The organism is Cytobacillus kochii, assembly GCF_044790165.1.
Lineage (GTDB): Bacteria > Bacillota > Bacilli > Bacillales > Cytobacillaceae > Cytobacillus > Cytobacillus kochii.
The window spans coordinates 2,120,125-2,138,531 of the sequence record NZ_CP085254.1; the positions used below are offsets into that span (position 1 = coordinate 2,120,125).

Consider the following 18,407-nt stretch of genomic DNA (forward strand, 5'->3'; position numbering starts at 1 on the left):
TTTATGAAAAAGCGGAAATGGTTAAGTGTTTTAGTCGTATTCACTATCTTTTTTCTTTCAGCTTGTGCACAATCAAGTGGTGGCAATGGTGAGAAAGTCGTCAATATTGGTTATAGTGGTCCATTGAGTGGTGCTGCTGCTTATTATGGTGAAAATACATTAAATGGTTTAAAGATGGCAGTAGAGGATATTAATAAAGAAGGTTTTGAAGTAAATGGTGATAAATACAAACTGAATGTTGTTGCCTTGGATGATAAATATTTACCTAATGAAACAGCATCAAATGGAAAGCGCTTAGTTCAAGAAAACCAAACACCAATTATATTCTCGCCACATAGCGGTGGCATCTCAGCGTTACAAGTATTTAACGAAGTGGATAATTTCATCGTATCAGCCTATTCGAGTGAACCAGATATTGTTGAGCGTGGGAATACATTAACTGTTAGAATACCGCCGAGCTATGAAGGATATATTGAGCCATTCTCCGATTATGCGATGGATAATTTCGGAAAAAAATTAGCAGCTATTCCACCTGTTACGCAATATGGAAAAGATTGGGCTGAAGCGATTATTCCATACTGGGAAAGTGCAGGAGGAGAAGTGGTTCATAAAGCTTCAGTTGATTACTCAAAAGATACCGACTTTTTTACTCTTTTAACGAATGCATTAAAAGAAGAGCCAGATGTCCTCTTCATTGGTGGACCTTCAGAACCTACTGCTAAAATCGTATCACAGGCAAGACAGCTTGGATATGACGGAGGTTTTATCGTGATGGACCAAGCGAAATTGGATGAAATGAAAAATGTGACAGGTTCATATGATGTATTAGAAGGAGCAATAGGTGTTGTTCCGCTTATATATACAGAATATTCTGGAACAAAGGCTTTTATTGATAAGTATCGTGAAAAGCATGACAAAGACCCAGGTTCTGAAGCAGGGTATCACTATTTAGCAATGTATGTATTTGTAGAGGCAATGAAAGCAGCGGGATCTGTTGATGATGCTAAGCTTATACGGGAACATATAGAAGATGGATTAACTAATTTACCAGATGATAAAAAAGTATATGATTTGAAACATATTGAAGAAAATGGGGCAATCGAAAACTTTATCAGAATGGGTGTAATTAAAGACGGTGAGTTTGAAGAAGTAGATGTAGAATAAAAGGTGGACGTCTGTGAGTGAAGAAAATTCACAGACGTCCTATCTTTTGTTTTACCTTAATTGATAAGGGTATAGAGAAGTAGAAAGTATAAAATGGAGGGATAAAATGGATAATCGAAGTATTCTATTAGTCGAAAGACCAAACGGAATGCCAAGTGATAAAAATTTTGAATTAGTAGAGAGTGGAGAAGTTCCTCGTTTAAATGCAGGGGAGGTATTAATACAAACCATTTACCTTTCTGTTGATCCATATATGAGAGGCAGGATGAGTGGGCGAAAATCATATATTGAGCCATTTGCATTAAATGAAGTGTTATCTGGTGGAATTGTAGGTCAAGTAATGGAATCAAAGGATGGTAATTTTAAAGAGGGTGACTATGTGGAAGGGCGGCTTGGCTGGTCTGATTATAATGTAGCTAAAAGTCATCAAATACGTAAATTAGATCCTTCTATAGCTCCTATATCAACTGCATTAGGTATTGTGGGAATGCCAGGGTTAACAGCTTATTTTGGATTATTAGATATAGGTGAGCCTAAAGAGGGAGAGACGGTTGTGGTCTCTGGAGCAGCAGGTGCCGTTGGTTCAACGGTTGGGCAAATAGCAAAATTAAAAGGCTGTAAAGTGATTGGAATCGCTGGAACGGAAGAAAAATGCCAATATTTAAAAGATGAGCTACATTTTGATGAAGTCATCAATTATAAAACTGATAATATAAAGGATAAGGTTAAAGAATATACACCCGATGGCGTCGATATTTACTTTGATAATGTAGGTGGAGAAATTTCCGATGAAGTAATAAAAAGAATTAATTACAAAGCAAGGATTATTCTTTGTGGACAAATCTCCTCCTATAATGCGACAGAAGTAGAGCACGGCCCGAGAATACAAGGGCTATTGGTACAAAAAAGTGCATTAATGAAGGGATTCATTGTTGGTGATTATGCAGATAATCACGAAGAAGGATTGAAGCAACTTGGAGAATGGGTTAATTCAGGAAAGCTTCAATATCGGGAAAATATTGTGGAAGGTTTAGAAAATGCTCCTCATGCATTTATTGGCTTATTTAAGGGGGATAATTTAGGTAAACAACTGGTTAAAGTGAGTGAAGATTAACATGACCTAACTATAAGGACATGATATTGGAGAAGAATAAATAACCTGTCTATAGCATGATTTGTTCTTCTCCATATCATTGTGAATGGTTGCTGCTGCTACAATCTTTGTAATAGAACAATAAGGGACAATTAGATACATAGATTGGAGGAATGTTATGCAACTATTTGAGCCAAATCATAGCAACTACTCCTTTGAGATATTTTCTACTTCACACCTTGTAATGGTGGTCCTTTTTTTATTAGGATCCTTCTTCTTATATTTCAAGAGAAAAAGGTTAGCCGGACATAAAACGATGTTAAGAGTAATATTTTCATTCCTCTTACTCGTTTTAGAAGGAAGTTATCACTATTGGTTATGGATAGGTGGAAAGTGGGATGTATCATTTGCTTTGCCTCTTCACTTATGCTCGATTAGTGTGCTGCTTTGTTTGCTATTACTTATTTTACAAAAACGTTTGTTCTTTCAATTAACTTATTATATTGGTATTGCGGGAGCGACCATGGCTATCTTGACGCCAGAATTGTTTTTCGGATACCCTCATTTTCGTTATTTTCAATTTTTCTTTATCCATATGATCATCGTATGGACAGCTCTACTTTATATATTTACCTTCAAGTACTCTCCATCAAGTAAAGGGGTTGTAAATGCGTTTATTTCACTTAATATATTTGCAATTATAGCGGCTGTTATTAACTATGTTACGGGTGGAAATTATATGTTTCTTTCCCGAAAACCAGCGACGGGTTCTGTGCTCGACTTTTTTGGACCCTATCCTTATTACATTTTTGTTCTTGAAGCTGTAGCAGTATTGTTATTTGTACTTATGTATCTCCCATTTAAGAATAGGAGGAAAGACCCTCTAGAGGAAAGAAAAACAATTAGTTGATTACATCGGCCCATTTTTCTATAGGTGTCACAAAATGGACAAATAAAATGCAACTATTTTCTTTTGTGTTACATTTTATTTTAGTGATAAAGAACTGTTTATTGTGGATGCTATTGGAAGTTTAGTATGTATTTTCTTTTAAACTGTCATTATATTACATATAAACCATGTTTTTCACGGTTTGTTTTTCATCGTATGACCACTATCATGAATGAGATAATGATAGATTAGGAGTGTACAAAGTGATGAAAAAACAACTCGTGTCAATAGCAGCGGCTACTACTCTTTTTGCGGCAACATATGCAGAAGTTGGAGCGGCGCAAACACATACAGTGCAATCAGGTGATACTTTATGGAAATTGTCTAATACATATAATCTTTCCATCAATCAATTGCTGGAATGGAATCAGTTAAAGAGTTCTACAATTGTTGTTGGTCAAAAGCTGAAGGTTAATGGGACAGAACAAACAAGTACCTATACTGTCAAAAGTGGAGACTCACTTTGGAAAATTGCACAACAACATGGCATCTCTGTCATTGATTTAAAAAACATCAATGGGCTGAGTTCCGATAGGATATATCCAGGTCAGAAATTAAAGCTAAAGGTGAGTTCAGGGGAAGCACCTTCAACCCCTAATACAAACCAATCAACTTATACAGTGCAATCAGGTGATAGCCTCTGGTTAATTGCCTCAAAACATCAGTTATCAGTAGCGCAGTTAAAAAATATAAATAACTTAACAACGGATGTGATCCGTCCAGGTCAGGTTTTAAAAGTGAGTTCATCTAACTCCTCGGCTGGTGGAAATCAAACTAGTAATAACCAACAGTCACAGGTAAATCAATTAATAAAAGAAGCGAAAAAACATATCGGTGTTCCTTATACTTGGGGAGGGAATTCACCATCTTCAGGGTTTGACTGTAGTGGATTTCTAAAATATGTTTTTAATCAAATTGGTGTTTCCATTCCACGAACAGTGGAAACGATTTGGCAAGCGACTACATCTGTTTCATCGCCACAACCAGGTGATATTGTTTTCTTTGAAACGTATAAAAAAGGACCATCACATGCCGGTATTTATTTAGGCAACAATCAATTTATTCATGCTGGAACAAGCACAGGTGTAACAATTGCAGATATGTCTTCAAGTTATTGGAAACCGAAATATTTGGGTGCAAAGACGGCATTATAGTAACTAGATTTAAAAGAGCATTTGGGAGACAGTTCCTAGATGCTCTTTTTTAGGTTAAAAACACTGAATTACCCGATAAATATTCTAAATATTTAAAATTGACAAATTATAATATTTTAAATAAAATATTATATATAGATATATAGTATCGAATACCGATAAAATGAGAGGATGAAAAGTATTGGTTAAATTAGAAGTGCCAACTGTTCAATTGACATCTGATCAGCAGTCATTTAGAAATGAAGTCCGTGCATTTTTAAGAGAAGAAATACAATCCGGGCATTTTACACCTGCATGTGATTCATGGCTAAGTGGAGAATCATCTACTTTTTCGAAAAAGCTAGGTGATAAAGGTTGGATTGGATTGACATGGCCGCAGGCATATGGAGGAAGTGAAAAGAGCGCCATTGAAAGGTATATTTTAACAGAGGAATTGCTTGTAGCAGGTGCACCCGTTGCTGCTCATTGGTTTGCTGATAGACAAACGGGGCCATTGCTTCTTAAATATGGGACGGAAAATCAAAAAAAGACTTTTTTACCGCAAATCACAAAAGGTGAATGCTTCTTTGCTATAGGTTTAAGTGAACCGAATGCTGGCTCTGATTTAGCTGCTATCAAAACCCGAGCAGTACGAACGGATGGTGGCTGGCTACTCACTGGTTCAAAGATATGGTCAAGTGGTGCTCATATCGCTCACTATATGGTCGTGCTATGTCGTACATCACCAGAAGATGAAGAAAATCGCCATGATGGTATGAGTCAGTTAATTGTTGATTTACATGTTAATGATGTGACCATTCGCCCAATCACTTTTTTAACAGGTGAGCATCATTTTAATGAGGTATTTTTTGAAAACGTTTTCGTTCCAGATGAACAAGTGGTCGGTCAAGTCGGGAATGGTTGGAAACAAGGAATGGCAGAACTTGCTTATGAAAGAAGCGGACCAGAGAGAATCCTCAGTACATACCCATTATTTTCAGGCGTAATTGATGAACTAAAAAGGATAAATGATCGAGAAGGATTAAAAGAAATGCTCTCGCTCCTTCCAGAGCTATGGAGCATTAGAAATTTATCTATTGGTGTGGCAAAGTATCTTGACGAGGGGAAGGATGTTTCATTTATTGCCTCACTTGTTAAAGATAGAGGAACAACTTTTGAAACAAAAGTGGCAGAGACGGTGAGGCTAGTATTGTCTAAACACCCTGATTTATTAAATAGTAAGCCTATCGGTGAGCTGTATACACAATCTATTTTGCATGGCCCAGGTTTCACTCTAAGAGGGGGAACAACGGAAATCTTACGAGGAATTATTGCCAAAGGGGTTGTATCAGAATGAGTGAAATAAAAGAGTATATTTATGATTCGGCCAGTAAATTTTTGAAGAAACAATCTACACAGGACTTACTTGAAAAGGGACAAAAGGGGTTATTTGATGATGAGTTATGGGCATCCCTAAATGACATGGGTCTAACAGGAGTAAATATACCGGAAGCATATGGGGGAGTTGGCGGAGATTATGAAGATGGTTTTACAGTTATTAGATTAGTTGGTCAATACCCAATTCCTCTACCTTTACCTGAAACTTTAATTAGTAAATGGATTCTGTCACAGTACGGGATAAAGATCCATCATGATCAACCGTTATCTTTCTATTTTAATGAACAAAACCCTTTGGAAGTTAGGAAACATAACGGCAACTATATTATAAGCGGAGAGGCTTTGAACGTACCTTGGGGAAGGGTAGCAAAAGAAATCGTTGCCCTCGCCAAATGTCAAAACGAGTGGATGATGGTCCTCGTACCAGTAAACGAGTCCAAGATACATGAAGAGGTGAATTTAGCCGGTGAACCACGTGATTCCTTGATTTTTCATGACATTCATATTGGAGGTTCAGCCATCAAAATAATAGAAGATTGTGAGAGTAAGAAAATAGTAGAGCAACTGTATGCATTGGCTAAAGCGGCGATGCTTGCTGGCATTAGTGAACGAGTAGTACAGGAGTGCCTGTCTTATGCAAGTGAGCGTAAACAGTTTGGCAGGAATTTATATCGCTTTCAAGCGGTGCAGCAACATATCTCACTTCTAGTAGGAGAAACCGCTGCTTGCTTAGCTGCTGTTAATAATGCAGTGGAAATGCTTCAGGGTAGTAATGATTCGTTGTTTATCATGTTGACGAAGATAAAGGTGAGTTCCGTTGCAGGGGATATTGCGATGACCGCTCATCAGCTCCATGGAGCCATTGGGATGACATATGAACATACGCTGCATCATTTAACAAAACGGTTATGGTCGTGGCGTGATGAAGCTGGAAATGAACGCTATTGGCAAGGGGAATTAAGCACATATATAGCACACAGTCCAGCCACTATTTGGTCACTATTAGTGGATAATCACGAAGTTAAATCCATTTTATAAGGAGGTAAAGAGAATGTCTGATTTACATTTTGAGGTAAGAGACGGAATTGCACAAATTATATTAAACCGCCCAGATGCAATGAATGCGTTTAGTGAGGAAATGCTTGATTTATGGATTGACGCACTACAGACTGTGCGAGATTCTAATGATATACGTGTTGTGATTGTTAAAGGAAATGGAAAAGGCTTTTGTGCTGGTGGGGATATGAAAGAAATGAGTGCAGGCAGGGGATTTTATCGCTCTGATGAAGATCGTGTAACCACTGGTCTTGCAAGAAAAAATTCTCTATGGAAAAAGGTACAACGAATTCCTTTATTATTGGAAGAGATTGATCAACCTGTTATTGCACAAATTAATGGAGCGGCATTTGGGGCAGGTCTTGATATGGCATTAATGTGTGATATCCGCATTGCCGCAGAAGGTGCGAAGCTATCTGAAAGTTATACAAAAGTCGGCTTAGTTCCTGGGGATGGTGCTGCTTATTTTCTTCCGAGAATAGTTGGTATAGACAAAGCTTTAGATATGCTTTGGACAGCGAAAGTATTGACGGCTAGTGAGGCGAAAGAAATGGGATTGGTCACATTTGTAATTGCTGATGATGAGCTGGAAGGTTTTACAGAGAACTATGCCAAAAAATTAGCAAATGGACCACAAACGGCCATTCGCTTCATTAAAAGAGCTGTCTATCAAAATCAAACAATGAGCCTAAGGTCATCATTAGATATGATTTCTTCGTTTATGGCAATCACAACCGAATTAGAAGATCATCGTGAAGGAGTAAAAGCGGTAACAGAGAAGAGAAAACCGAAATTTCAATGAATAGATGTGAAGGGGGGAGGTAGTCGTGGATAGAGCCTTGGATGGAATTAGAGTATTGGATTTATCAAGAGTTTACGCTGCACCGGCTGGTTCAATGATATTAGCTGATTTAGGTGCCGATGTAATTAGAATAGAATCACCTATGGGTACTGATAGCATGCGAGATTGGGGACCATTTATGAATGGTCACAGCAGCTATTATTTTACAGCCAATCGGAATAAACGTTCTATTACTCTTAATTTAAAATCTCATGAAGGATTAACTATTTTTAAGCAGTTAGTAGCGAAAGCTGATATCGTCCTTGAAAACTTTAAAACAGGGACATTGAAAAAGCTTGGTATTGACTTTGATGAATTAAAAAAAATCAATAATAGGATTATACTTTGTTCTGTAACAGGCTTTGGACAAACAGGTCCAATGCGAACAGAACCAGGTTTTGATCCAGTTATTCAAGCGATGAGTGGATTAATGGATGTGACAGGTCACCCTGATGGTGAGCCAACAAAAGTGGGGATTCCAATTGCGGATATTCTTACCTCTAAATATGTCGCTATAGGTATCTTAGCCGCTTTAAGGATGAGGGATAATAATGGTGTGGGTCAGCATATCGACTTATCTTTACTAGATGTGCAAATCAGCTCAATGGCCAATATTGCGAGTGGCTACCTAAATACTGGTATGGAATCTAAAAGATTAGGCAACCAACATAATAATGTTGTTCCCTATCAAGTTTTTGATTGTAAAGACCAACCTCTAATGATTTGTGTAGGAAATAACCATTTGTTTAGTCAATTATGCACACTATTAGATAAATCAGAATGGGTAAATGATCATAGGTTTCAAACCAACGAAAAACGCTTAGAGTATAAAGATATCTTAGTCCCATGGATAGCTGAACAAATGTTAGCAAATACAGCAGACAATTGGTTGGAGAAGTTTTCCCAATACGGTATTCCTGCTGGAAAAGTTAATCGTATTACGCAAGCCTTCAATGATCCGCAAGTAATTGCAAGAGAAACGGTTGGAACAATGTCACATCCAGTGATGGGAGAGGTGAAATTAACGAAAAGTCCTTTACGGTTTTCTGGATTAAACATCAGATGGGTTCTGCCACCACCAATCCTCGGAGAGCATACAAATTTGTTCTTACAAGAAGAATTAGGTTTGGGTGAGGGGGAGATAGCAGCATTAAAAAAACAAGGGGTTATATGAGAAAGATCTATATTTTAAAACATTTGTATGATTGAATAGCTCATCTACCAATTTTCATTTGAATAATATAACACCTTTTTACCGATGTGTTGGTTCCAGAAAGATACTTCATTAGATATTTTATTTTAAATGGAGGAGAAACTCCTGTTTTTTCTCATCATTCCTTACCAAATTACCTGGCAAATGTGAAGCAGGATATGTGCCGGAAGTAGTAAAAGCTAAGTAAAATATGTGTTGATATCCATCACTACATGGTAAAATATAGATGAGGATGAATATGATGAGGAGGAAGAAATGAATGAGTTTCTTTTCTAAAGTTTTAGCTAGTGTGGGTATAGGTGGCTGTAAAGTGGATACAAAACTTGCAAAAGCATCTTTTGTGCAAGGCGAACAAATCGACGGTGTCATTGCAATCACCGGAGGGAAAATAGATCAACAGATTGAACATTTATATATAGAAGTATGCTGTAAATATGATGTCGAAAATGATGATAATGGGGTAAGCACACAAACAGCAGTTCTATGTCGTCAATTGATTACACAAAATATAACCGTTTTAGAAGGTGAAGAAAAAGAAGTGCCTTTTTCTTTTCAATTACCTTATGATACACCGATGACTTACGGAAAAACAAAAGTTTGGTTACAGACTTCAGGAGATATTAAGAACGCAATGGATCCTAACGACACAGACTTTATAAAGGTTGAGCCTAATCAATTATCTTCTTCCATTTTACATAGCATGGAGGATATTGGATTTAGGTTAAGAGAAGTAGTATGCGAGGAAGTACCTAGAAGATTAAGAGATAAATATCCGTTTGCTCAAGAGTGGGAATTTGTTCCTACTAGTGGAGAGTTTCGAGGCCGGTTGGATGAAATAGAATTAATCTTCATGAAGCAAAACGAAAGTAATGTGGAATTACTCATTGAAGTCGACCGTCGAGCAAGAGATTTTGGCTCCTTTCTTTCAGAACTTATGGAAACAGATGAGACGAAATTAAGAGTCTATTTGTCTGTAAATGATATCCCTCAAATGGAAGCGAAACTTACAGAGCTCATTCGTAAATATGCTTAAAATGTAACAATAACTAATGGTTGTATGCTGGAAGTAAGTAAAATAATAGCCTAATAGAAGCTTAACAAGTCAATGATTTTAGCTATTATGTTTGTTTATGTATGTGATTTTCTGCGAACATATCAGAGGATAATCTTCATTGGATATGTTCGCATTTGTCGTTTCAAGCATATAAAGTCAATCTATAGATGTTCTAATAAATCAGAATTTTTGAATTAATCGATGGGTTTGTTATACTTGTATTATGTTTAATTAAGTAAAATAATTGCTATACATACAGGAGAGGTTTGGAAAGGGGTAGAAAAAATGAAAGCGGTTGTATTAAAAGACAAAATGAAAAAAGGAGATATGATTGCTCCATTATATTATGAAGAAGTAGAGACACCACAGCCCAAAAAAGGTGAAGTGCTTGTGAGATTACATTATGCTGCTGTTAATCGTCGGGATGTATTTATCCGATATGGTGCTTATCCTGGGATTGCGGTACCTTCTGTTTTAGGTTCTGATGGGGCAGGTGTCATTGCAGCATTAGGTGAGGGGGTTTCAGGTATCGCTGTAGGTAGTGAAGTTGTCATCAATCCAGGGCTTGATTGGGGAGATAACATTGACTATCCTCAAGCTAAACATACAGTACTTGGTGTTCCCTCAAACGGGACTTATGCACAGTATGTGACAGTACCTGCTGAGAATGTGCTACAAAAACCTTCCCATTTAACATTAGAAGAAGCAGCTGCCATTCCTTTAGGCGCACTTACAGCATACCGAGCCGTTGTCACAAAAGGAGAGGTCAAACCATCTGATACCGTTATTATTCCGGGTATTGGGGGAGGTGTTGCGACTTTTGCATTACAAATTGCTGTTGCAAAAGGAGCGACGGTCTTTGTTACCTCAAGCAGTGATGAGAAAATTGCTTATGCTAAGGAACTAGGGGCTACTGATGGAGTAAACTATCACAATGAGGATTGGGTGAAGGAATTAAAAGCACTGTCAGGTGGTGCCGATTTAAGTATTGATAGTATTGGTGGATCTACCTTTAATGATCTCATCTACTTGGCTAAACCTGGTAGTAAAATCGTCTCCTTTGGTGCGACATTAGGACCGGTAGAGCAAGTTGTGATGCCAAGAATCTTTTTTAAGCAATTACATATTCTAGGGACAACAATGGGTAGTGCTTCTGAATTTAAATCAGTGATTGATTTCTACGAGGCTCATAAGTTAAAGCCAGTAATTGATGGAGTATATGATCTACAAGATATTGAAAATGTCCATGAGAAAATGGATAAAGGAAAGGTATTTGGGAAAATGGTTTTAAAAATACCGCATGACTAAGATGGAAAAATGGTATAAACCATTATTTATCGTTGCCAGGCCAGCTATGAAATTATCATCCACTCATCAAAGATATCAAATCCCAACTGACATGCAAAAATGAAAAACATATAAAATAAATAGCAAAAGGTTGATCTTATCATTACTATAAGTTCAACCTTTTTATGCTGCTTAATGATAATTATTCAGGTTTCCATGAGCTAAATCTTTTTTCAATTAAACCGATAATGCCGGTGAGAATGACACCAGAAACAGCGATTACAACGACACCAACAAACATTTCCGCAGTTTTTAAATTTTGGCCTGCATGTGTGAGATGATAACCAATCCCAGCTGTAGATGCATACATTTCTCCAACGACAATTGCGATTAATCCCTGTCCTAGCCCTAAGCGAATACCGTTTAGAAGAAAAGGAACCGTGGAGGGGAGAGCAATTGTTTTGAATATTTGGAATTCAGATGCGGTAAAACTACGAGCTGCTTTAATTAAGTTTTGATCTAGAGTGGACATGGCCTTTTGTGCACTCATGACAATAGGAAAAAATGCCATTAAAAATACGACGACGATTTTAGATGCCACACCAATCCCAAAAGCAATGATGATTATGGGTAATAATGCAACTTTTGGCGTAACGTATAGAGCGGATACAAATGGACTAATAATACTGTTGAAAATACGATTCCACCCGGCAAATATGCCAATCGGAATCCCTATCGCCATCGCCAGTATAAACCCAAATGAAAATTCATATGCACTAACACCTAGATGCTGCCAATACCTAGGATCTGCAAAAAGTGTCGTGGCCGCTTCAACAATTTTAATAGGTGAGCTTATAAATAGGGGGTTAATAAGCTTATAATAAGAAATCAATTCCCAAGAAATTAAAAATAGAATAACGGAAGTTACACTAATCCAGACGGTGCTTTTTTTTGTTTTTATTTTTAGCGATTTATTTTTCACTGGAATGGTGGATGTCATTTCGGTTTTACTCACTCAATGTCTCCTCCTTAGGCGAATCCTTGTTTTGCTGACTCATTTTCTATTAACTGCCAAATACGGTCAACATATTGTAGAAAATGTGGTTCTCTTTTTATCTTCAATTCTCTTGGTCTTACTAAATCAATCGAAATATCTTCTACTAAATGGCCAGGTCTTGCACCAAACACAAAAACGCGATCAGCTAAAAAAACAGCTTCGTCGATTTGATGGGTGATAAAAATACTTGTTTTTTTCGTTTCACTCCATATTCTCACAAGTTCCTGTTGCATAAATTCTCTTGTTTGTGCATCAAGAGCGGAAAATGGCTCATCTAAAAGGAGTAAGGAGGGTTCTACTGTTAAGGCTCTTGCAAGGTTTACTCGTTGTTGCATACCACCAGATAGTTCATGCGGATAATGACTTTCAAATCCTTTGAGGCCAACCATTTCGATATATGTTTTCGCTAGCTCTCTTGTATCAGGACTCAGTCTCTTTTGTAATTCTACCCCATATAAGACGTTGTCCATTACATTTCTCCATGGAAGGAGACTCGGAGATTGAAAGACCATAGAGCGATCTTTCCCAGGTCCGACTATTTTCTTATTATCTAAAAGAATGGACCCATTACTCGGTTCAATAAAACCGATCACCGTATTTAAGAAAGTTGTTTTTCCACAACCTGATGGACCGACAATACAAATAAATTCTCCTTCTTGAATGGAGAGGTTAATATTTTTTAAAGCAGTTACCTCTTGACCGGTTTTATGGTTCATATAAGTGACATCGAGGAATTGACTTTGCAGTTTAGGTAATGATTGTGTATCTTTCATCGTACCCTTCCTTTCCTATTATTTTGGGAAAGCCTCTTTTAAGTAACGATTTGTCCAAAGTTTTTCTTCAGCCGTATCATGAGTTTGGCTTACACCAGAAATTTCACTTAATTCAACTAAAGGGTCTTGTGCGTGATCCCATGCAGCTTGAGTCATTTCACCATACCCGACATAGGTTGGTTTTAATGAAGTGAGCGATTTTTCTAATATTGCTTGATCAACTCCTTCAAAATACCCTGTAATTAATCCAGCAGCTTCATCTGGATTGTCCCGAGTAAATTCAATCGCTTTTCCTAATGCTCTTACAACTTTTGTAGTAAGTTCAGGGTTGTCTTCGATATAGTCTCTTTTCGCAAAAACAATCTCCCAAGCTAGTTCCGCGTACATTTCTTCTTCACTTAGTTCGAGTGCAAGTGAACCACCATCTTCTGCTTCAACCAGTGCAGAGAATGGAGGTGACGCAATTCCACCATCAATAATACCTTCTTGCATTCCACCGACTTTTGATCCTGTTCCTTCCATTTTTACTGTTTCAAGGGTCGATTGATCTTGTCCATACTTTTCCATTAAATAACGTAAATAAACATCGCCGGAATCTCCCACTTGATTAGAGCCAATTTTTGCACCAGCTAATGCTTTTACTTTCTCCTCAACAGTGGATTCCTTTGTTATGCCTTTTTCTTTCATAAAGGTTTCAGACAGCGCTACTTCATATGTGAGAGCAGAATTTAATCCTTGGATGGCTACAAGGTCTTCTCCTGCTTCAATGGCAGATAACATGGCACGTGGTGCTGCTAGCGCAAATTGTGTATCTCCTGAAAGAATAGTCGCTGTTACTTGGGAACCACCACCACCTGAAGCAATATTTGCCTCGATCCCTTCGTCTTCAAAATATCCTTTTTCAATTGCTACATAGAGAGGAGCGAAGGAAAGAATTCGTGCTGGTTCTGCAAAAGTAAGTGCGGTCTTCCCATCCTCTGAAGTAGAAGAAGCATTCCCACAAGCTGTCAGAAAGAGCAATGTTGACAGTAATAAAGTGAATAAATTGCTTTTCATGTTAAATCCTCCTTTGTTTTATATATAATACATAGTTTTAAATATACAAAAAAGATTTGATTAATGTCAATATTATTTGAATATTTTATTTATTTTGATGAGTTCAATATACCTTTTACCGATTCTAGAGTATAAAGATAGTCAAAGGAGAATTTCGTCTTTTAATCTAATTAAAGAACGCTATGTATGAATGGATTATTCTCCAACATTTGATGATTCAACCGTTTATTATCAGTTATAATGGTAAATAAGGGAGGTGGGTTGATGAAGCCTAAACCGATTTATGTGGAGGTTGATATCAATCGTGAGCTAGATGACGTTTGGACATACACACAAGAACCTACTAAGCATGTGGAATGGGATATCAGGTTCTCAAACATTCACTATGAAGAAATATTGGATGATGATGTACAAACTTTTACATATAAGCGGAATATCCCACCATTTTTAGAAATAATAGGGTGGGGGAAAACAAGAGGTAGCGTAGATAGGGATGGAAAAAAGACTTCATCGCTTCATTTCGGTACCGATTATTCGCTTTCGCCAATAAGGGAAGGTAGAGGATACTGGAAATATGAAACTAAAGGAGAAAATAAGACATTATTTATTACCCAATATGACTATGATGTCCCATTAGGTAGGTTAGGTATGTTGCTAGATAACTATTTTTTCCGACCTTTATTAGGATGGTCAACGGCGCTTAGTTTCGATGTATTGCGAAGATGGTTAGAAAAAGGGGAAAGTCCTCAGACGCAATATCGAAATTTTATCATTCACTGGATAGTTACTTTTCTATTTGCTTTTATATGGATCTATCACGGTTTAGTTCCTAAATTGATTACACAACATCCTTTAGAGGTGCAAATGATTACTGATGTATTGCCAGTCTCATATGCGCATGCGAAAATATTGACCATAATAGCTGGTGTAGGTGAGATTGCCTTTGGCTTAAGTTTTTTATTCATTCAGCGAAAAGGTAAGCTGTTTATAATAGCCCTCTTGCTTTTATTTGCTTTAGGCATAGCGGCAATTGTCGGAATTCCATCTTTAATGACTGCCCCCTTTAATCCTTTTACGTTTAACACTAGTTTAATTATACTTGCCCTGATTGGGTGGTTAAGTTCGGCTCATCTACCGTCTGCTAAAAATTGTAGGAGAGTGAAAAAGCGCAAATGACTATGTATGAGCAAGTATTAGGTGAACATTTTGAAAAATTACATAAGAGAATGCAGCAAAGATACCGTTTCAATGAGGCAACTTTTATAGGAAAAGGGAAAATGGACATGATTGAAAATAAATGGTGGCTACGCCCTTTTTTATATTTAGCGACAAAAAGACGCTTAATGTTCCCTGAACATGGTAAAAATATTCCGTTTGAAGTGAAAAATACGTTGAATGTAGAAAAAAACGAAGTGTATTGGGAGCGGAAGTTTTTCATTGGTGGGAAAGTACGTTTTTTTGATGCAAACATGAGGTGGAATGAACAGACGAGAGAAGTGGATGATTTTTTAGGATATCCGTCCCCTTTATACTCATCACTTTGTTTTCAAGTACAACCTTGTGGTGGTCTAAAGATTGTGTCGGGTCGGCAAAAGTTGCTTATTGGTAAACACGAGGTAGAGATTCCCTCTTTCTTTCAAGTAAAAGCAGAGGTGTATGAACAATTTGATGAGAAGATTGGCCGGTTTCGAATTAAAGTAAAAGTAATGAATCGGCTTATAGGTACATTGTTCACATATGAAGGGACTTTTATTGATGAATAGACAGAAAAAAACATTACTTATCCTATACATCATTTTATTTATTATCACACTTCTCGTATCAATCGATAGTGGCTATTTTTTACTTTTGACCGTAGCACAAATGATTTATGTTCCGACAATGATCTTGCTTATTGTTGAGAAAGGGGATTGGATAGACAGATACGGATGGCTATTCATTACAATTGGTGTCCTTTCGATTTTTATACTAACGGTTTTCACTTCAGGTGTGACCAATTGGTTTTTCTCTACAATTTATCTGTTCTATACGGTTTTCATATGTTTTTATGGGGTATGGCGCTTTCTAAATCGAGGTTTCACTCTCTTTGAAGAATTTTTGATTGATGTTGGCTTGATTTATTTTGCAATTGGAGGATTATGGACATTTGCTCATTATAATGGAATTGATACTGGTTTTTCTCCAATGATTACTTGGTTAACGAGTATCCATTTTCATTATGCTTCTTTTTTACTACCGGTTTTTGCTGGTTTTTTAGGACGCGTACTAAAAGGGAAGCGAAGGGGTTTTTATTACTGTAGCACAGCCGTCCTTATTGCACCGCTTCTTCTTGCAATTGGCATTGCTGTTTCTTATTGGTTAGAAGTAGTATCCGTCGTTCTTTATATATATGGAATCTATGGACTGATTTATTATGCATTAAGAGCACGAATTCATAGATTGTTTTACAAATCCTTAGCTGTCATTTCATTTGCTTCCTTAGGTGTAACCATTTTATTTTCTGTTGCCTATATCATAAGTCGATTTGGTGGAAATGAAGGGATTACTATTCCTTTTATGCTTCAATTTCATGGTATAACGAATAGTGTCTTTTTTGCTTTATGTGGTTGCTTAGCTTGGTTTTTTATCCGACCCCAAAGTCGTTTTGTTAAGCATAATATCCCATTGAGTCATGTGAGAGGTGGCATGATGGTTGGTGAAGAAGTTTTAACTAAAGTGAAAGACAATAGAAAAGTAGAGGGACTTGTTGAAGAACTACAAAGTTATTCATCCCGTTCGATTCCAAAACCATACCGAGATTTTTATGAACATACGGGCGAGTTTCGCTTGTATGCAACTGTACATTGGGCTAAATGGTTTAAACCATTAGCTTTCTGTTATTACCAAGTGAGCCGCTTCGTTAAACAAATCCATTTACCCCTCCATAGCAATAAAATAGAAATGAACGGTGAGTTGGTATCGGTCTCATCTAAAGTCGATGGGCGAACAAATCCCCGAGCGTGGGTGAGAAAAATAAACAATGACGTTTGCTTTATTGCTTTATATGCAGCACATGAACATTTAGGGAAAAAATATATGAATATAAGTCTACCCCTTCCTTTCTCTGCTATGACCGGTATTCTTTCACTAAAGATGGATAAAGAGAACTTAGTATTAACTAGTTTTCAAGAAAATGAGCAGTCGCATGAAGGGATATATTTTCAATGGAGAAATCACTTCTTCCGTTTGCCATTAAATGAAAAATTTACGATGTTTGTTTCAAAAGATGGCAAGTTAATGGCGCATCATCATATGTGGATATTCGGAATCTCTTTTCTTTTTATCTCCTATGAGATTGAAAATAGGCAGGAAAAAAATACTTAGAGTAGAACTATATTAGCATGATTAAATGATAGGTTGCTAAGGAGTGCCTTAAATGGGAAAGATGTTAATAAAAGGATTTCGTATGTTAGATGGGAAGAAATTTTATATACGACATGCTGAAAGCTCGGATGCCAATGAGTTGCTACTGTTTACTAAGGATGTCATAGAGCAATCTCCTTATTTATTGATTGAGCCCAATGAATATCAGCTTTCCTTCAAACAGCAACAGCAAAAAGTTCAGCAAATACTTGAAGGTCCAAGTAAGTTATTGTTAATTGCTGTTTTTGGAGAGGAGATTATTGGCAGGTTAGATTTTAGTGTAGCCAGTCGAAAGAAAATTGCGCATACAGGAACTTTCGGGATGAGTGTGAGTCACTCTTTTCGTGGAAAAGGGGTAGGAAAAGCGTTACTTTCAAGTTTACTTTTATGGGGTAGACAACATCCAAAAATAGAAAAAATAGAGTTAGAAGTGCTGGCTGAAAATAAAGCTGCTATCCACTTGTATGAGAGTGCGGGTTTTGCAGTCGAAGGTGTTAAAAGGCAGGCAGTGAAAAAAAGTTATAATGAGTATGATGATTTAATCTTAATGAGTTATTTTTTCGATAATAGCAGAATGTAAAGAAGAAAAAAGGTGATGAAAGGAATCATCACCTTTTTTCTTACTTTTGTTTGTTAAAAGCTTCCTTCACATCGCCGAACTTTTCTTTAACTGTTCCTTTCACTTGATCCATCTTACCTTCAGATTTTTTTGATGTATTATTTGTACTATCACCATATTCTTCTTTCATTTTTCCTTTTACTTTATCTTTAAGACCATCCATTTGCTCTTTATTCATTTGTACCACTCCTTTTGAAGTTTGTTACATTTATTCCCTTAATCAAAAAACTGAAACCTTTTTCTTCGATTATTCGTTTATGAAACTGATAAACTATTGAAAAGAGACAACTTTGTGTGGGGGAAAAGAAAAGG

The 18,407-nt window shown here is 36.9% G+C and carries 18 protein-coding genes; 14 read left to right on the top strand and 4 right to left on the bottom strand.

Annotated elements, in window-relative coordinates; genetic code table 11:
* Window positions 1-3: 3 nt before the first annotated feature.
* From LG276_RS11095 to LG276_RS11140, 10 genes are all read left to right on the top strand, one after another.
* Window positions 4-1,164, top strand: a complete 1,161-nt coding sequence (locus tag LG276_RS11095) for an ABC transporter substrate-binding protein (RefSeq protein ID WP_224936314.1) — start codon at window positions 4-6, stop codon at window positions 1,162-1,164.
* Between the two features lie 106 nt (window positions 1,165-1,270).
* Entirely contained in the window at window positions 1,271-2,278 is a 1,008-nt protein-coding gene (locus LG276_RS11100) for an NADP-dependent oxidoreductase (protein WP_251161517.1), read from the top strand.
* Window positions 2,279-2,435: 157 nt separating this feature from the next.
* Window positions 2,436-3,167, top strand: a complete 732-nt coding sequence (locus LG276_RS11105) for a TIGR02206 family membrane protein (protein ID WP_251161518.1) — start codon at window positions 2,436-2,438, stop codon at window positions 3,165-3,167.
* Window positions 3,168-3,412: 245 nt separating this feature from the next.
* Complete coding sequence (locus LG276_RS11110) at window positions 3,413-4,360, top strand: C40 family peptidase (RefSeq protein WP_251162007.1); 948 nt, start codon at window positions 3,413-3,415, stop codon at window positions 4,358-4,360.
* Between the two features lie 181 nt (window positions 4,361-4,541).
* On the top strand, window positions 4,542-5,696 hold the full coding sequence (locus LG276_RS11115; protein ID WP_251161519.1) for an acyl-CoA dehydrogenase family protein: 1,155 nt from the start codon (window positions 4,542-4,544) through the stop codon (window positions 5,694-5,696).
* Window positions 5,693-6,775: an acyl-CoA dehydrogenase family protein gene (locus tag LG276_RS11120; protein ID WP_251161520.1), complete on the top strand. Its 1,083-nt coding sequence runs from the start codon at window positions 5,693-5,695 to the stop codon at window positions 6,773-6,775. Before LG276_RS11115 ends, LG276_RS11120 begins: the two co-directional genes overlap by 4 nt.
* Before the next feature lie 13 nt (window positions 6,776-6,788).
* Complete coding sequence (locus LG276_RS11125; RefSeq protein ID WP_224936319.1) at window positions 6,789-7,595, top strand: enoyl-CoA hydratase/isomerase family protein; 807 nt, start codon at window positions 6,789-6,791, stop codon at window positions 7,593-7,595.
* 25 nt (window positions 7,596-7,620) lie between these two features.
* Window positions 7,621-8,808, top strand: coding sequence for a CaiB/BaiF CoA-transferase family protein (locus LG276_RS11130; RefSeq protein ID WP_251161521.1), 1,188 nt, complete (start codon window positions 7,621-7,623; stop codon window positions 8,806-8,808).
* A gap of 298 nt (window positions 8,809-9,106) precedes the next feature.
* Complete coding sequence (locus LG276_RS11135; RefSeq protein WP_251161522.1) at window positions 9,107-9,880, top strand: sporulation protein; 774 nt, start codon at window positions 9,107-9,109, stop codon at window positions 9,878-9,880.
* A gap of 306 nt (window positions 9,881-10,186) precedes the next feature.
* Entirely contained in the window at window positions 10,187-11,209 is a 1,023-nt protein-coding gene (locus tag LG276_RS11140; RefSeq protein ID WP_251161523.1) for a zinc-binding dehydrogenase, read from the top strand.
* Between the two features lie 181 nt (window positions 11,210-11,390).
* On the opposite strand, the gene LG276_RS11145 is transcribed toward LG276_RS11140, so the two are convergent.
* The 3 genes from LG276_RS11145 to LG276_RS11155 are packed head-to-tail and all read right to left on the bottom strand — an operon-like array spanning window position 11,391 to window position 14,074.
* Window positions 11,391-12,203, bottom strand: coding sequence for an ABC transporter permease (locus LG276_RS11145; RefSeq protein ID WP_251161524.1), 813 nt, complete (start codon window positions 12,201-12,203; stop codon window positions 11,391-11,393).
* 14 nt (window positions 12,204-12,217) lie between these two features.
* Window positions 12,218-13,018, bottom strand: a complete 801-nt coding sequence (locus LG276_RS11150; RefSeq protein ID WP_224936328.1) for an ABC transporter ATP-binding protein — start codon at window positions 13,016-13,018, stop codon at window positions 12,218-12,220.
* Between the two features lie 18 nt (window positions 13,019-13,036).
* A complete protein-coding gene (locus tag LG276_RS11155; protein WP_224936329.1) occupies window positions 13,037-14,074 on the bottom strand; it encodes an ABC transporter substrate-binding protein in 1,038 nt (345 codons plus the stop codon).
* Between the two features lie 264 nt (window positions 14,075-14,338).
* Between LG276_RS11155 and LG276_RS11160 the strand changes: the two genes are divergently transcribed.
* From LG276_RS11160 to LG276_RS11175, 4 genes are read left to right on the top strand one after another with little or no spacing between them, the layout of a single operon-like run.
* Window positions 14,339-15,250, top strand: coding sequence for a DoxX-like family protein (locus LG276_RS11160; RefSeq protein WP_251161525.1), 912 nt, complete (start codon window positions 14,339-14,341; stop codon window positions 15,248-15,250).
* A complete protein-coding gene (locus tag LG276_RS11165) occupies window positions 15,247-15,837 on the top strand; it encodes a DUF4166 domain-containing protein (RefSeq protein WP_224936331.1) in 591 nt (196 codons plus the stop codon). The genes LG276_RS11160 and LG276_RS11165 overlap by 4 nt, the downstream gene beginning before the upstream one ends.
* Entirely contained in the window at window positions 15,830-17,437 is a 1,608-nt protein-coding gene (locus tag LG276_RS11170) for a YndJ family protein (protein ID WP_289433626.1), read from the top strand. Before LG276_RS11165 ends, LG276_RS11170 begins: the two co-directional genes overlap by 8 nt.
* Window positions 17,438-17,489: 52 nt before the next feature.
* Entirely contained in the window at window positions 17,490-18,056 is a 567-nt protein-coding gene (locus LG276_RS11175) for a GNAT family N-acetyltransferase (RefSeq protein ID WP_251161527.1), read from the top strand.
* A 40-nt stretch (window positions 18,057-18,096) separates the two neighbouring features.
* Here LG276_RS11175 and LG276_RS11180 read toward each other — a convergent pair whose 3' ends face one another.
* Entirely contained in the window at window positions 18,097-18,273 is a 177-nt protein-coding gene (locus LG276_RS11180) for a CsbD family protein (protein WP_224936334.1), read from the bottom strand.
* Between the last annotated feature and the right edge of the window lie 134 nt (window positions 18,274-18,407).

Excerpts from the sequence above, each read along its gene's own strand:
- LG276_RS11095 (WP_224936314.1), top strand. The coding sequence starts at position 4 with ATGAAAAAGCGGAAATGGTTAAGTGTTTTAGTCGTATTCACTATCTTT.
- LG276_RS11100 (WP_251161517.1), top strand. The coding sequence starts at position 1,271 with ATGGATAATCGAAGTATTCTATTAGTCGAAAGACCAAACGGAATGCCA.
- LG276_RS11105 (WP_251161518.1), top strand. The coding sequence starts at position 2,436 with ATGCAACTATTTGAGCCAAATCATAGCAACTACTCCTTTGAGATATTT.
- LG276_RS11110 (WP_251162007.1), top strand. The coding sequence starts at position 3,413 with ATGAAAAAACAACTCGTGTCAATAGCAGCGGCTACTACTCTTTTTGCG.
- LG276_RS11120 (WP_251161520.1), top strand. The coding sequence starts at position 5,693 with ATGAGTGAAATAAAAGAGTATATTTATGATTCGGCCAGTAAATTTTTG.
- LG276_RS11125 (WP_224936319.1), top strand. The coding sequence starts at position 6,789 with ATGTCTGATTTACATTTTGAGGTAAGAGACGGAATTGCACAAATTATA.
- LG276_RS11135 (WP_251161522.1), top strand. The coding sequence starts at position 9,107 with ATGAGTTTCTTTTCTAAAGTTTTAGCTAGTGTGGGTATAGGTGGCTGT.
- LG276_RS11140 (WP_251161523.1), top strand. The coding sequence starts at position 10,187 with ATGAAAGCGGTTGTATTAAAAGACAAAATGAAAAAAGGAGATATGATT.
- LG276_RS11150 (WP_224936328.1), bottom strand. The coding sequence starts at position 13,018 with ATGAAAGATACACAATCATTACCTAAACTGCAAAGTCAATTCCTCGAT.
- LG276_RS11155 (WP_224936329.1), bottom strand. The coding sequence starts at position 14,074 with ATGAAAAGCAATTTATTCACTTTATTACTGTCAACATTGCTCTTTCTG.
- LG276_RS11160 (WP_251161525.1), top strand. The coding sequence starts at position 14,339 with ATGAAGCCTAAACCGATTTATGTGGAGGTTGATATCAATCGTGAGCTA.
- LG276_RS11165 (WP_224936331.1), top strand. The coding sequence starts at position 15,247 with ATGACTATGTATGAGCAAGTATTAGGTGAACATTTTGAAAAATTACAT.
- LG276_RS11170 (WP_289433626.1), top strand. The coding sequence starts at position 15,830 with ATGAATAGACAGAAAAAAACATTACTTATCCTATACATCATTTTATTT.
- LG276_RS11175 (WP_251161527.1), top strand. The coding sequence starts at position 17,490 with ATGGGAAAGATGTTAATAAAAGGATTTCGTATGTTAGATGGGAAGAAA.
- LG276_RS11180 (WP_224936334.1), bottom strand. The coding sequence starts at position 18,273 with ATGAATAAAGAGCAAATGGATGGTCTTAAAGATAAAGTAAAAGGAAAA.